This is a genomic window from Wolbachia endosymbiont (group A) of Lasioglossum fulvicorne, assembly GCF_964028605.1.
Lineage (GTDB): Bacteria > Pseudomonadota > Alphaproteobacteria > Rickettsiales > Anaplasmataceae > Wolbachia.
The window spans coordinates 585038-599639 of the sequence record NZ_OZ034798.1 but is presented as its reverse complement, the minus strand read 5'-3'; the positions used below and the strand labels follow the sequence as shown (position 1 = coordinate 599639).

General features: G+C 36.4%; 10 protein-coding genes, 1 tRNA gene and 2 pseudogenes. 5 read left to right on the top strand and 8 right to left on the bottom strand.

Annotated elements, in window-relative coordinates; translation table 11 throughout:
• Window positions 1–37 precede the first annotated feature (37 nt).
• Window positions 38–830 (top strand): IS5 family transposase gene (locus ABWU71_RS03240; RefSeq protein WP_265023453.1). Its coding sequence is split into 2 segments (ribosomal slippage): window positions 38–301 and window positions 303–830, totalling 792 coding nucleotides; the frame shifts between segments, so codons are not numbered across the junction.
• On the opposite strand, the gene ABWU71_RS03235 is transcribed toward ABWU71_RS03240, so the two are convergent.
• On the bottom strand, window positions 802–2715 hold the full coding sequence (locus tag ABWU71_RS03235) for a leucine-rich repeat domain-containing protein (protein ID WP_353284774.1): 1914 nt from the start codon (window positions 2713–2715) through the stop codon (window positions 802–804). The two genes, ABWU71_RS03240 and ABWU71_RS03235, sit on opposite strands and share 29 nt — an antisense overlap.
• Window positions 2716–3134: 419 nt before the next feature.
• Between ABWU71_RS03235 and ABWU71_RS03230 the strand changes: the two genes are divergently transcribed.
• Both ABWU71_RS03230 and ABWU71_RS03225 read left to right on the top strand, forming a co-directional pair.
• A protein-coding gene (locus ABWU71_RS03230) for an IS5 family transposase (RefSeq protein WP_265023453.1) occupies window positions 3135–3927 on the top strand; the annotation gives its coding sequence in 2 pieces (ribosomal slippage) (window positions 3135–3398 and window positions 3400–3927; 792 coding nt in all).
• 1060 nt (window positions 3928–4987) lie between these two features.
• A protein-coding gene (locus tag ABWU71_RS03225) for an IS5 family transposase (protein WP_353284773.1) occupies window positions 4988–5780 on the top strand; the annotation gives its coding sequence in 2 pieces (ribosomal slippage) (window positions 4988–5251 and window positions 5253–5780; 792 coding nt in all).
• Here ABWU71_RS03225 and ABWU71_RS03220 read toward each other — a convergent pair.
• Together ABWU71_RS03220 and ABWU71_RS03215 are read right to left on the bottom strand one after the other, a co-directional pair.
• Complete coding sequence (locus ABWU71_RS03220; protein ID WP_353284772.1) at window positions 5775–6332, bottom strand: ankyrin repeat domain-containing protein; 558 nt, start codon at window positions 6330–6332, stop codon at window positions 5775–5777. The two genes, ABWU71_RS03225 and ABWU71_RS03220, sit on opposite strands and share 6 nt — an antisense overlap.
• Window positions 6333–6861: 529 nt before the next feature.
• A protein-coding gene (locus ABWU71_RS03215; protein ID WP_265023453.1) for an IS5 family transposase occupies window positions 6862–7654 on the bottom strand; the annotation gives its coding sequence in 2 pieces (ribosomal slippage) (window positions 6862–7389 and window positions 7391–7654; 792 coding nt in all).
• A 269-nt stretch (window positions 7655–7923) separates the two neighbouring features.
• On the opposite strand from ABWU71_RS03215, the gene ABWU71_RS03210 reads away from it, so the two are divergent.
• Window positions 7924–7997 (top strand) — tRNA-Arg (locus ABWU71_RS03210).
• Window positions 7998–8005: 8 nt separating this feature from the next.
• On the opposite strand, the pseudogene ABWU71_RS03205 reads toward ABWU71_RS03210, so the two are convergent.
• The 5 genes and pseudogenes from ABWU71_RS03205 to ABWU71_RS03180 all read right to left on the bottom strand — a co-directional run.
• Window positions 8006–8200, bottom strand: a pseudogene (locus ABWU71_RS03205) (complex I NDUFA9 subunit family protein); the annotation flags it as partial.
• Between the two features lie 8 nt (window positions 8201–8208).
• Window positions 8209–9001 (bottom strand): IS5 family transposase gene (locus ABWU71_RS03200; RefSeq protein ID WP_265023453.1). Its coding sequence is split into 2 segments (ribosomal slippage): window positions 8209–8736 and window positions 8738–9001, totalling 792 coding nucleotides; the frame shifts between segments, so codons are not numbered across the junction.
• Window positions 9002–9249: 248 nt separating this feature from the next.
• Window positions 9250–10461, bottom strand: a pseudogene (gene tnpC / locus ABWU71_RS03195) (IS66 family transposase); the annotation flags it as partial.
• A 350-nt stretch (window positions 10462–10811) separates the two neighbouring features.
• Window positions 10812–11987, bottom strand: coding sequence for a CCA tRNA nucleotidyltransferase (locus ABWU71_RS03185; RefSeq protein ID WP_353284770.1), 1176 nt, complete (start codon window positions 11985–11987; stop codon window positions 10812–10814).
• Window positions 11988–12062: 75 nt separating this feature from the next.
• Entirely contained in the window at window positions 12063–12983 is a 921-nt protein-coding gene (locus tag ABWU71_RS03180) for a hypothetical protein (protein WP_353284769.1), read from the bottom strand.
• Between the two features lie 102 nt (window positions 12984–13085).
• Here ABWU71_RS03180 and ychF point away from each other — a divergent pair, with 102 nt between their 5' ends.
• Entirely contained in the window at window positions 13086–14180 is a 1095-nt protein-coding gene (gene ychF / locus ABWU71_RS03175) for a redox-regulated ATPase YchF (protein ID WP_353284768.1), read from the top strand.
• The last annotated feature ends 422 nt before the right edge of the window (window positions 14181–14602 follow it).

Sequence of the window (14602 nt, the reverse complement as noted above, 5' to 3'; positions counted from 1 at the left end):
GAATAAACTAAGAGATAATATATATAAGTTAGGATATATGAGGAGTTTATACCCAAGTGATATAAGTCGGGAAAGATTTGAGATTATGTTACCAGATCTAGAGTCCTGTAGAAAAAAAACAAAACCAAGGAAACTTGATTTGTATGATGTATTTTGTGGAGTGTTATACGTTCTGAAAAGCGGTTGTCAGTGGAGAATGCTACCAAAAGAGTTTCCAAAATGGCGCAATTGTTACGACTATTTTAAGAAGTGGAGTGAAAAACCAGATGCAGATAAAGAAAGTGTTCTGGAGCTGGTGTTAAAAAAAAATAGTTGGCGTGGTCCGACAAAACAATGGTCGGAAAGAAAAAACCAGCTTCTGCATAATTGATGCACAGAGTGTAAAAAATGCAGATACTGCTGAAGAAAAAGGCTATGATGCAGGCAAAAAGATTTCAGGAATAAAACGCCATATTGCAGTAGATACGCAAGGTTTGCCCCATGCAATTTATATAACAACAGCAGAGATAACTGACCGTAGCAGTGCTGTGAGAATGGTCGAAAATGCAAAAGAAAACCTCTCGGGAGTTAAAAATGTACTGGTTGATGCAGGCTATACTGGAGAGAATTTTGCAACTCAAATAAAAACGATTATTGGTGCAACCGTTGAAGTGATAAAAAGAAATGAATTACATTCCTTTGTTGTATTGCCCAAAAGATGGGTTGTGGAGCGATCTTTTGCTTGGTTAGAAAAATGTAGAAGATTGTGGAAAAATTGTGAGCGAAAACTCAATACTAGCCTACAAATGGTCGTTCTGGCTTTCACTGCCTTACTTCTGAAAAGATTATGAACAGGCTCTTAGATAATTTGTTCTTTACCAAATCTGGATTTTGTTCCATAAGAGTGACTAGCAACTCCTTTTTTTCTTTCAGTGGAACGGAAAAATTATCAATAAGTAGTTTTATATAACCTATAGATTCAGGTATAGTAATTTTTGCATCATCCCTTGCGTAATCATACTGCATCCTATTTGTAGGATACCTTTGGTCATATTCACCGCGGAAGTTCTTTTTTAAATACTGCTGTTTTAGTGCTTGCTCAGCTTTATCAATGACAGCCTTAATAAATTCTTTGTCATTTGGTATAGAATCACTATTGCGTAATGTTCTCTCCATTACACTTCTTTTGTCATTATCAGTTAAACTAAGAAGCTTTAGTCTTATTGGATCATTCTGATATTGTTTAAATAGTCTTATACTTTCTACGTAAGAAGCCGCTGCTTGCTCTAACTGTTCTTTACTGTCTCCCCTTGATTCAACTAGCTTTTTAGCAAAAAAATTTGTCCGTTTAACTACTAGACTTCCATGGACAGATTGACTATCTCGTGCAATGCGTTCATCATCTCTTCGACTCCTTTCTTCTTCAGGAATCATGCCACGTTCAAAGAAAAACTTTTGCATTTCAGGGGAGTGAGTATAAAAATGAGATAGTGTGTGCCCTTGCCAATCTATTGAGTTAATTAAAAAAGGATATTTATCGGAATCATCCAGCAAAAGCTCTATTCTCTCTTTTGGATGATTTTGTTGTGCAAGATGAAAAAATAAGCTTTTTGTAGTATCTTTACCTAGTTTGTTAACGCTGCCTTTAGACCATATTCTTTTTTCAGACCATAATTTTCTCAGACATTTATAAAAGCCTAAAGAGCTGTTGTCATTTGCATAATCAAAGTTACTTGTTAATTCAAAGTAGTTCTCAGATTCGGCTAAAGCTTTTATGCCCTTACTACTAATAGGGTTATTTTCAAGAGAAATTCTAACGTGTTCTAAGAATGGAGATTCAGCTAAAGCCTTTGCACCTTCATCACCAATGTTGTTCCGGCATAAATTAAGCTTAAGATTTGTAAACCTTTCATTAGCCAAAGCTTTTGCACCTTCATCACCAATTTTGTTACCATCTAAATCAAGCTGTTTAAGATTTGTAAGCTTAACTAAAGCTTTTGCACCCTCACCGCCAATTTCATTCTGGGATAAAACAAGCCGTTCAAGACTTGTAAGCTTACCGTTAGCTAAGGCTTTTGCACCTTTATCACCAATCTTGTTATTATTTAAATCAAGCCATTCAAGATTTGTAAGCTTAGCTAAAGCTTTCGCACCTTCATCACCAATTTCGTTATGGGGTAAATCAAGATGTCTGAGATTTGAAAGCTTAGCCAAAGCTTTTGCACCTTCATCATCAATTTTGTTACCCCTTAAATTAAGCAATTTAAGCTTTGAAAGCTTACCATTAGCTAAAGCTTTTGCACCTTCATCACCAATTTTGTTACCATCTAAATCAAGCCGTTTAAGCTTTGAAAGCTTAGCTAAAGCCTTTGCACCTTCATCACCAATCTTGTTACCTAATAACTCAAGAGAAGAAAGGTTTGAAAGCTTAGCTAAAGCCTTTGTACCTTCATCACTAATATTGTTAAACGATAAATCAAGACGTTCGAGCTTTGAAAGCTTAGCTAAAGCTTTTGCACCTTCATCACTCATTTCGTTACTTCTTAACTCAAGAGTTTCAAGATTTGAAAGGTTAGCTAAAGCTTTTGCACCTTCATCGCCAATTTTGTTATTCCATAAAGAAAGCATTGTAATGTGTGTATTACTTTGTAGAAAACGTACCAATTCGCTTATATTTATTGGGGTACGATCCTGCAATACGAAAGCTCTACCTCGAACATACTGGTTAAAATCCATTTTTTCTCACTCAACACTATTATGTAAACATTCTACCAGTATTTCAGCAACTGTCAATTTTGCTAACAAATTACGTGAAAACTGTAGAAAATGCTGGTTCTATAGCGTCACCAAAATTTTGATTATTTACTTTCTCCAAAAAAAGTACGTACCTTTGTGAGAACAAATTAAACAAAAGCGGCGTTGTGAAAATGAAAGCATAAAATTGTTGCAACAAAGCCAAGCAAATTAGTGCGTATATAAATTTAGTGAAAATAGGCTAATATAGCTGGTTTTGCGGTATAGTAAAATCATTATAAAGAAAAGTTCGCACGGATCCAGCGGTAGAACAATGGATCCTAAAGAAAAAACTTCTAAGAACCTGTACATGATCTCAAGAAAGGAATAAACTAAGAGATAATATATATAAGTTAGGATATATGAGGAGTTTATACCCAAGTGATATAAGTCGGGAAAGATTTGAGATTATGTTACCAGATCTAGAGTCCTGTAGAAAAAAAACAAAACCAAGGAAACTTGATTTGTATGATGTATTTTGTGGAGTGTTATACGTTCTGAAAAGCGGTTGTCAGTGGAGAATGCTACCAAAAGAGTTTCCAAAATGGCGCAATTGTTACGACTATTTTAAGAAGTGGAGTGAAAAACCAGATGCAGATAAAGAAAGTGTTCTGGAGCTGGTGTTAAAAAAAAATAGTTGGCGTGGTCCGACAAAACAATGGTCGGAAAGAAAAAACCAGCTTCTGCATAATTGATGCACAGAGTGTAAAAAATGCAGATACTGCTGAAGAAAAAGGCTATGATGCAGGCAAAAAGATTTCAGGAATAAAACGCCATATTGCAGTAGATACGCAAGGTTTGCCCCATGCAATTTATATAACAACAGCAGAGATAACTGACCGTAGCAGTGCTGTGAGAATGGTCGAAAATGCAAAAGAAAACCTCTCGGGAGTTAAAAATGTACTGGTTGATGCAGGCTATACTGGAGAGAATTTTGCAACTCAAATAAAAACGATTATTGGTGCAACCGTTGAAGTGATAAAAAGAAATGAATTACATTCCTTTGTTGTATTGCCCAAAAGATGGGTTGTGGAGCGATCTTTTGCTTGGTTAGAAAAATGTAGAAGATTGTGGAAAAATTGTGAGCGAAAACTCAATACTAGCCTACAAATGGTCGTTCTGGCTTTCACTGCCTTACTTCTGAAAAGATTATGAACAGGCTCTTAGACAATGTACCATCTTTTGATTTTGTCCATTCTGGGCGGGGTTTTTAAGTTCTTTGATCTTAAATACTACATCTACTTTATCAAGATCAATGTTGACTTCTTTTACTAATGTTCTAATAAGACTACGTTTGGCTTGCCAATCTAGGTCCGATTTAACACCAGAATAAAAGCCCTTTATGCTATTTGTAATAAGATTCATTTTCTGCCGTATTCCCTTTTACCTTTTTCTTCTCTCCTTCAATCTCTTTTAAACGTTACTTCATTTTTTTTATTGCCTGCTTAAAGTCTTCCTTACTTATAGTTAGTGCATACTTTGTTGCCGTAAAAACTTCTGGTACCCAAACAATTGTAATAAGTATACACAATCTTTGTCAACTATTTTCGGCACTGGTATATAAATCCAATTCTCTTCATCTGTACTATAAATAGAGTAAGTTCGCCGGCTGTTGCTTTTTTTTGGTTTGACTTCTAGCATTACTGGGCCCGCCTTTGTTTTACCATATGCTGCTAGCCCCTTGTATGCTGGATTTTTTACATCTTATGGATGGTGCTTGGATGCCACACCTCTACCGCTGGATCCGTGCGAATCTTTGTTTATAGCAACTTTACTATACCGCAAAACCAGCTATATTAGCCTACTTTAACTAAATTTATATATGAACTAATTTGCTTGGCTTTGTTGCAACAATTTTATGTTTTTATTTTCACAACCCTATTTTTACACAACGCGTTCTCGCAAAGGTACATACTATTTTCGTGTTTTTGGGGAAAGTCAATAATTAAAAATTTTGTGATGCTACGGAGCTGAGTATTTTCTATAAATTCCCATGTGGCTTGTTAACATCATACGAAGTAATTGACAGTTACTAAAATGTCAGTTCTAATATGCTATGTATATAGAAATCAGTCATTGATTATGTATTGCCTGTTTTTCTAGCTATAGTATAATTAAAATAAATAGTTTAAGGTGTGAATCATGGAGTATAAGAACCTGTACATGATCTCAAGAAAGGAATAAACTAAGAGATAATATATATAAGTTAGGATATATGAGGAGTTTATACCCAAGTGATATAAGTCGGGAAAGATTTGAGATTATGTTACCAGATCTAGAGTCCTGTAGGAAAAAAACAAAACCAAGAAAACTTGATTTGTATGATGTATTTTGTGGAGTGTTATACGTTCTGAAAAGCGGTTTTCAGTGGAGAATGCTACCAAAAGAGTTTCCAAAATGGCGCAATTGTTACGACTATTTTAAGAAGTGGAGTGAAAAACCAGATGCAGATAAAGAAAGTGTTCTGGAGCTGGTGTTAAAAAAAAATAGTTGTCGTGGTCCGACAAAACAATGGTCGGAAAGAAAAAACCAGCTTCTGCATAATTGATGCACAGAGTGTAAAAAATGCAGATACTGCTGAAGAAAAAGGCTATGATGCAGGCAAAAAGATTTCAGGAATAAAACGCCATATTGCAGTAGATACGCAAGGTTTGCCCCATGCAATTTATATAACAACAGCAGAGATAACTGACCGTAGCAGTGCTGTGAGAATGGTCGAAAATGCAAAAGAAAACCTCTCGGGAGTTAAAAATGTACTGGTTGATGCAGGCTATACTGGAGAGAATTTTGCAACTCAAATAAAAACGATTATTGGTGCAACCGTTGAAGTGATAAAAAGAAATGAATTACATTCCTTTGTTGTATTGCCCAAAAGATGGGTTGTGGAGCGATCTTTTGCTTGGTTAGAAAAGTGTAGAAGATTGTGGAAAAACTGTGAGCGAAAACTCAATACTAGCCTACAAATGGTCGTTCTGGCTTTCACTGCCTTACTTCTGAAAAGATTATGAACAGGCTCTTAGAGTTTTTGCTATTTCTACAAGGTCATTTTCAATGGCAAAAAATAATGGAGTACATCCAAGTCTATCCACCACATTAACTTTTGCCCCTTTGTTTATCAAAACTTTTGCGGCTTCCATATGACCACATTCAACAGCATAATGTAATGGAGTAGCTTCACAACCACCTGTCTTATTAACATCAGCACCTTTGTCTATTAGAGTTTTTGCTACTTCTACATGACCATTTGCAGCAGCATAATGTAATGGAGTATTTCTATACTTATCTTCTACTTCAATATTTGCCCCATTTTGTATTAAAGCATCTATTACCCTCTCACGACCACCCTCAGCAGCATAATGTAATAATGCTTTATCGTTATACCACTTGTAATTAACATCAAATCCAGCCTCTTTCCAATTTTCGAAGGTGTCAGGCCATATCTTACCAGCTTCATATCGTGTCTTCATCTCATTCTCTATCTTCTCGATTACATTATCTACACTCAAGCCTGGAAGAGCGTTTATTTCTTTTAATATGTCTGTAATCACATTCTTAGCCATAACTTCTTTCACTCAACACTATTATGTAAACATTCTACCAGTATCTCAGCAATTGTCAATTTTGCTAACAAATTACGTGAAAGTTTGTAGAAAACACTGGACTCCGTGGCATTACAAAAAATCCAATTATTTTCTTGCATTACTCTCTGTCATCCTGTTGCTCCTTTCTTGTCATCCCGCCGCGAACCGTCATACCGTCACGGTATCTCTAGATCCCGCTAACAAGCAGCGGGATGACGGTTGTCGTTTATCCATAAATATTTAAGAAATTTACCAAATAAAAAAAAAGGCAAAGAAACCCCGTAGTGCGAGTTTTGACTCTCTAATGCTTTAAATTAGCGCTGTAATAATGTGCTGACGCTTATTTTAAGCGCGATTTGGCTGAATGTAGAAAAAATTTAAAAGACATGCAGCCGCTATAATTTTATATAATCCGCTAATAAACACCTGAGTTTTTTTACTGGATTTTGTTGTTGAGCCCGCGCGGATCAAAAACAAGTTTTGAGTCAGAAATACTCTTAGAGCCTGTTCATAATCTTTTCAGAAGTAAGGCAGTGAAAGCCAGAACGACCATTTGTAGGCTAGTATTGAGTTTTCGCTCACAATTTTTCCACAATCTTCTACATTTTTCTAACCAAGCAAAAGATCGCTCCACAACCCATCTTTTGGGCAATACAACAAAGGAATGTAATTCATTTCTTTTTATCACTTCAACGGTTGCACCAATAATCGTTTTTATTTGAGTTGCAAAATTCTCTCCAGTATAGCCTGCATCAACCAGTACATTTTTAACTCCCGAGAGGTTTTCTTTTGCATTTTCGACCATTCTCACAGCACTGCTACGGTCAGTTATCTCTGCTGTTGTTATATAAATTGCATGGGGCAAACCTTGCGTATCTACTGCAATATGGCGTTTTATTCCTGAAATCTTTTTGCCTGCATCATAGCCTTTTTCTTCAGCAGTATCTGCATTTTTTACACTCTGTGCATCAATTATGCAGAAGCTGGTTTTTTCTTTCCGACCATTGTTTTGTCGGACCACGCCAACTATTTTTTTTTAACACCAGCTCCAGAACACTTTCTTTATCTGCATCTGGTTTTTCACTCCACTTCTTAAAATAGTCGTAACAATTGCGCCATTTTGGAAACTCTTTTGGTAGCATTCTCCACTGACAACCGCTTTTCAGAACGTATAACACTCCACAAAATACATCATACAAATCAAGTTTCCTTGGTTTTGTTTTTTTTCTACAGGACTCTAGATCTGGTAACATAATCTCAAATCTTTCCCGACTTATATCACTTGGGTATAAACTCCTCATATATCCTAACTTATATATATTATCTCTTAGTTTATTCCTTTCTTGAGATCATGTACAGGTTCTTAGTGCCATGATAAGGGGGCTGGCGGAGTGTGTCAAGCAAGTTTCTATATAATATTTTCTAAAATAAATAAACTTCTCGCATCCAATTTCAGCAGCGCGTGACACACAACTGCAATGACAAGGTGTTGTAAGATATTACCACAACCATCATATTTACACGAAATACTTGACTTCACTTGTACTAAGAAGCATTTTATATATGTTGTGTGCCCGTAGCTCAGCTGGATAGAGCAACAGCCTTCTAAGCTGTGGGTCGTAGGTTCGAATCCCACCGGGCACACTCTTCTATCAATACTTTCTATAAATCTTCAAGTACTCTGGTACCACATTTTCAATTGCTAATGGTCGAACCTTCATTGTTTCAAGGTCAACTGACTTTTCGATTGAACTATTCATCATAACTTTTACCTGATCTTGAGTAAGCACAGGGTTCGTATCTCCGGTTATTGGTTTTAGCAGCATAGAAATAATTTTATTTTCTAAGAGCCTGTTCATAATCTTTTCAGAAGTAAGGCAGTGAAAGCCAGAACGACCATTTGTAGGCTAGTATTGAGTTTTCGCTCACAATTTTTCCACAATCTTCTACATTTTTCTAACCAAGCAAAAGATCGCTCCACAACCCATCTTTTGGGCAATACAACAAAGGAATGTAATTCATTTCTTTTTATCACTTCAACGGTTGCACCAATAATCGTTTTTATTTGAGTTGCAAAATTCTCTCCAGTATAGCCTGCATCAACCAGTACATTTTTAACTCCCGAGAGGTTTTCTTTTGCATTTTCGACCATTCTCACAGCACTGCTACGGTCAGTTATCTCTGCTGTTGTTATATAAATTGCATGGGGCAAACCTTGCGTATCTACTGCAATATGGCGTTTTATTCCTGAAATCTTTTTGCCTGCATCATAGCCTTTTTCTTCAGCAGTATCTGCATTTTTTACACTCTGTGCATCAATTATGCAGAAGCTGGTTTTTTCTTTCCGACCATTGTTTTGTCGGACCACGCCAACTATTTTTTTTTAACACCAGCTCCAGAACACTTTCTTTATCTGCATCTGGTTTTTCACTCCACTTCTTAAAATAGTCGTAACAATTGCGCCATTTTGGAAACTCTTTTGGTAGCATTCTCCACTGACAACCGCTTTTCAGAACGTATAACACTCCACAAAATACATCATACAAATCAAGTTTCCTTGGTTTTGTTTTTTTTCTACAGGACTCTAGATCTGGTAACATAATCTCAAATCTTTCCCGACTTATATCACTTGGGTATAAACTCCTCATATATCCTAACTTATATATATTATCTCTTAGTTTATTCCTTTCTTGAGATCATGTACAGGTTCTAAGAAGTGGTCAGATGTACTCAGTACAATAGATGCTGACAATCACTGCCATTAAGTTAAGGAAAGAATGGTTAAAAACTGAACTAAAAAGTCAGAAATAATTAAGGATTTATGACAAATGCTGAAACAGAATAGAGTAAACTTTAAAGCAGATAAACTCTGAAGGTATCCGTTCAGGAGAGTGGTTTAAGAAACAATAGATAGAAGGTTTTGGAAAGGATTGAGATCCCTTTGTTTCCATGTTAAGTATAACGAAATTATCCGTTCAAGGAATGCATTTCCCCGCTTCGATTGGGTAAAATATGAATTTTTGCGATAAACGACATAATGCCGTATTTGCCGTTCAGCATGGTTATTTGTCAGCGGAATGTTTTCTGGGTCATCTAAAAATTTCCACATTATTCTTTCAGATTTCAAAATATTCTTTGCAACTCGAGAAGCTCCAATTGCTTCAGGTAAACGGCTTCAAGTAATGCCTTGTACGTTTTCGCAACTTTCTGGCACGTCTGGTAAATCTAAAAACATCTATCTCATTTTTTAGCAAGGCCTTTTTTAGTGCAAATAATTCAGTGGCTACGTTTCTCAAGTAACAACCCAGAACTTTAACTTCAATATTCCAACTATGTGCTAATCTTTCAAAATCTCTTGATAAATGTGCCCAACAGATTTGCCTGTTTTTATCGGCAAAGTAGTTGTATGCTGCATACCTGTCGTAAGCTATTGCGATTGCAGAACTTGCTATTTTGTAAAACCTTCATTCCTCTTGATTCTGTCAATTTTACAAAACTTGCCGTATTGCTTGCAAACATCCAACACCAAGCGAGTTTACCTTTGTTATAATGGCTCGTTTCATCAATATGTAAAACTTTACTTCTACTTATCTCTTGTTCGATTTGCTCATATGTTTTTTCGCATTTCGATGCAACTCTGTGTTCACTGTTTGATATGCTGCCAACACTTATATTCAAATTAAAAATATCATTTATAATGCTAGCCACTTCGTGCTTTGAATTCTTGTAAAATCCGCTGAGTGCTGCAATTATCGATTTAACTTTTGGACCAAATGTATCTGATGTAACACCTTCTGGTAATTTGCTGCTTCTTCTTTTTCCGCACTTCCGACAACGGCCATGCTCTAGCTGATACTCTACTACATACGGCTTAATTTCCTGCAGATCAACTTTCTGATGAATATATGGTTTTTCACATACTGCAATCTTCCCTCCGCATTCGCAAGAACTCTATCTTTATCACCTCATCTGCATCCACTTTAGCGCGATAATTACCTTTGTGTCCGATCTGACCACCAATATTTCTTTCGCTTTTTAGCTTGTCCTTTTTTATTTTGTATAGCTCTTTTGAGCTGGGCAGGGATGAGTTTTTTGAATTTAAACCGATAAAAGGCATACCTAATTCCTTGATAAATTCCTCCGTATCTGTTCAGCAGAGTGGCAAAATAAGGTAGACGAGAAAAGACAACTATAGGAATAAATGGGTGTCATTTCAGTGCGTGACACTGGTTTCCATCCAAAAGGGTGTCATCCCAGTGCCCAGACACTGGGATCCAGAAAATTTGATTGTGTACTATACAACATTTTCGATCAAAAGCTGGATTCCAGTGTCAAGCACTGGAATGACATCACAGGGGCACTGGAATTTTTGTTTCAATATTTGTACATTAGCCATGCATCCGAACAGATACATTCCTCCTATATTGCACAAGCATACATCAAACCGCCAGAAAATAGTTAAAGTAGGCTCTTAGCATAAAGCACCAGCTCCTCTTTTGTTAAAGTGTAGGAGCTGTCTTCCCAATGTTGCCTGAGCAACTCTAAGTTTTTACCTAAACTTTTTCCTGGCTGGTGACCTATATTTATCAAATCATTACCAGATAGAGGAAATTTTGGAATATTGAATGTATTAGCAAATGAAATGTATTTATCAACATTTTCTCCAGACTCAACACCACAAATTTTTACTAAATCACAATATAATTCTCTACCAAATAAAGATATGTATTTTTTTTGCTCTTTTTCTGAGAGTTCTGTTTTGATATCGTTGGATAGTAAAAATAGCAGCTTTTTCTTTTGCTTGTTCGAAAGACGTAAAAACTTACTTATGTATTCTCCAAGACTTAGCCTGTCATTTTTTTTAGTGGTCCTAAGGAGTAACGCTAATTTTACTAGTGCATCAGTGCCCAAAAGAAGTGACGAAGACAGAATTTCGCATTTTACTTCTTTTGGGATAATCTTTTGCAAAACATCAGATTCTTGCATGCTCTTAAGTGTTGGAAAAGGATCATTGCACTCCAGCAATTTAAGTATTTCATCTCTTATTCTCTCTCCAGAGAGGTTTTGGATCATATGCGAATGCTTTTTGCATACGCTTAGTATTTCATCACTCAAATCTCCGACACATATTTTTGCATGAAAACGAAATGCTCTTAAAATACGTAGATAGTCTTCTTTAATTCTATCTTCAGCGTTGCCTATAAAGTTTAACCTTCGCGCTTTTAAGTCCTCTATACCACCAAAGTAGTCATATATATGGCCATGCTTATCTGCATACAGAGCATTAAATGTAAAGTCACGCCTTGAAGCATCCGCTTGCCAATTATTGGTAAATTCTACTTTTGCATGCCTACCATCACATTTCACATCATGCCTTAGTGTTGTGATCTCAAAAGATCTTTGATTTAGAACCGCAGTGATAGTTCCATGTTTTAAGCCAGTTGGAATAGTTTTTATATTACGGAGTTTTAGCGCTTTAATCGTTTGATTGGGAAGCAAATTAGTAGCTAAATCGATGTCGTGGACATCACGCTGCAAAATTGAGTCTCTCACACACCCGCCGACAAGCCTAGCCTCACCACCAAATTCCTCTATGGCATCGATAATTAAACTAGTCTCATGGTCAACTTGCATTTAGGTTAGTACGTACTGCAAGTTCATATTATATGAAATGCTTGCAAAAGCCCTATATAAAAATATACATGGCTATTAAGATTTTACAAGTTGTGGTGCTCGTTGTTGATGAAATGGTTCTGCCATCGATTCCGTACCACATCTTAGTAAACTTGAAGGGTTTTGCTCTTCAGAGCGCTCTATGCGCTGCTTTATATCATTAACGCACTGGTCTACAACATCACGAATTTCTCCATCAGCATTTTCCTTCAATAACTCATCAAATCTCTTTTCAACTTCTGCTCTCTCAGAGATACCCTTTGAAAGGTTACAATACTCCAAAATTTCATCTAATTGAAGTTCTTTTGCTAATTGAAAGTCTTCTTGCTCTTGTTTTGCTAAACTTTTATTTCTATCAAGCAATGGTTCGAAATGAGCATAGCCTTTGTTTATTACATGCACAATACTAATATCATCATAATCAACTTTATTGTATTCACCTGCACTTTTTGAACCTGAATTGTCTATTAATTCATGCAAAAACCGATCTTGTTGGGTGTCAATAGCATGCAATGGGTTACTCTCTATAACATGTAATTTTACACCATACTTTTCACAAAGTATCCTAGCTTCAACATAAGAGCTACCCCACCTACCGTTACGCATAATGTCTGCTGTATAATCATCTACAGTTTCACTACGGTGCTGGCCATTGTTATCATAACCATTGGCAATTGCATCTGTAAACCACTTTGGTGGATTCTTTTGTGCAAATTCCCTACAATCATTTCTTAATTTTTCGGCAGTAACTTGCTCTCCTGTCTGTTGTTCTAGACTTTGCCTGAACGAGTCAAAAAAACAGCTTCCATTACCAATTGCTTGTCCTACATAGAAATTGTCAGGGTAAGGGTTACTATTTAAAAGAGTTATTTCCTGCCCTGAGATCCTGGGCCTTTTTATTCCAACCTCAACATCATGAAAGTCACTTGGTAGTTTCCGTTTCTTAGCTGTAGTCATAGTTTTTACCTTAATTTAAGCTATATACCAACAAAATTGTAACTAATTAAGTATAGCAGAAATTTTTAAATTATGCAATAGTTATAATTTTACATAGCAAATATGAGTTTTAACTGTGGTATAGTTGGGTTACCAAACATAGGAAAATCAACCTTATTTAATGCACTTACAGAGTCAAGTGCAGCCGAAGCTGCAAATTACCCTTTTTGCACAATCGAGCCAAATATAGGCAAGATTTCGATAAAAGACCAACGTTTGAAACAAATCGCAGCAATTGCAGGCTCAGAGAAGGTAATCTACAACCAATTAGAAGTTGTAGATATTGCAGGTCTGGTAAAGGGTGCGAGCAAAGGTGAAGGGCTCGGCAATAAATTTTTAAGCCATATCAGAGAAGTTGATGCCATCGCTCATCTGCTTAGGTGCTTTACGGATGACGATATCAGCCATGTACACAGTAAAATAGATCCAATATCAGATGCTGAAGTGGTAGAAATGGAATTAATCCTAGCTGATATTGATAGCATAGAAAAAAGGCTTCCTCAATTGGAAAAGAAAGCAAAGCAAGGTGATAAAGAGCTAAAGAGACAACTTGAATTAATGCAAGAGGTACTGGCTACTTTAAAATTAGGTAAACCTGCAAGAAGTTTGGAGAATATCGATGAAGATGAGATGAAGTTGCTTCAATTGCTGACAACAAAGCCCGTTATGTACGTTTGCAATGTTGAAGATACAAATGTTATAACTGGCAATGAATTATCTAAAAAGGTAGAGAGAATGGCGGAGGAAAATAAAAGCAAATTTTATTGCATTTCAGCAAAACTCGAAGCAGATATTGCAAATCTTGATAGTGAAGAGGAAAAACAGGGTTTTTTATCAGAATTTGGCTTACAAGAATCAGGCCTTGATGGAGTAGCGCGTATTATGTATGAAGTGCTGAGTATGATAACTTTCTTTACTGTAGGCCCCAAAGAAGCACGGGCATGGCCAGTAAAAATAGGATCAACAGCTGATAAGGCAGCAGGTGTAATCCACACTGATTTTGAGAAAGGCTTTATAAAAGCAGAAACGATAAGCTTTGCAGACTACATAAAGTATGGAAGTGAATTAGCTTGCAAAGACGCAGGAAAAATTCGCTTCGAAGGCAGAGATTATATCGTACAAGATGGCGATATAATGCACTTTAGGTTTAATGTGTAGTTTATTATGCAGCCACTTATTTAAAGTTAAGTTTTCTGGATCCCAGTGTCTGGGCACTGGGATGACAAGAAAGGGAGCACTGGAATTTTTGTTTCAATATTTGTACATTAGCCATGCATCTGAACAGATACCTCCCCTAAACGGATATACTGTAGAAGGAGAGTTTCTTCTCCCCAGTAAAGACTAGATTCCAGACTGGAATGACAGCAGTCCTACGTCATACCGCGATTCATTCCATAGCTGTACGAACATTCATTTTTGAAGGTAAATTGCACAGCAAATGGTCAGTGCTTGGCACTGGAATAACGTCCTCCTTTGTCATCCCAGTGCCCAGACACTGGGATCCAGTTTTCCATATAATCTCATCGAAAATGTTGTAACCACTTTCTATGCTAGTTTGCTTGCTTACAAGCAAACTTTTC